The sequence below is a fragment of the Oleiphilus sp. HI0117 genome, from assembly GCF_001635235.1.
In genome coordinates, this window is the sequence record NZ_LWGA01000460.1 from 1 (window position 1) to 435 (window position 435).

1 protein-coding gene is annotated in these 435 nt (G+C 41.6%); it reads left to right on the forward strand.

The genetic code is table 11. The features are described 5' to 3' along the window. A partial coding sequence (locus A3757_RS05290; RefSeq protein ID WP_068739266.1) for a YfaZ family outer membrane protein occupies positions 1-383 on the forward strand: 383 nt, incomplete at its 5' end. Positions 384-435 lie beyond the last annotated feature (52 nt).

Here is a 435-nt window from a genome sequence, read left to right on the forward strand (position 1 = left end):
ATATTCTAAACGTTGACCTACATGCAAAAGGACAAACCGTTATCGGTAATATGCCAGCAACAGTTGCTATTGGATTTGAAAGTAACTTTTTTAAAATCGAGGATTTCAAAGGTACTGCTGTTGGAATTGGCGGTTCACTAAGGCTAAACCTACCAAGCGCACCTGGCTTATCATTTGAAACAGATCTACATTATGCGCCCAAGGTACTATCTTTTGGAGACTCTGACGAGTTCAGTCGTTTTAGAACCCAAGTCAATTACCGAATTATTGAAAATGCCGATATCGCATTCGGCTTCCGCTATATGAATGTTGGCAGCGAATTAGATGGCAAGAATGAAACCCTTGAAAGCGGCGTATACCTTGGTCTTCAGTTAGCACTATAAGACTCAGGAGAGCACTGCAAACGCAGAGACTAAGCCGGATTCATCAGATAAA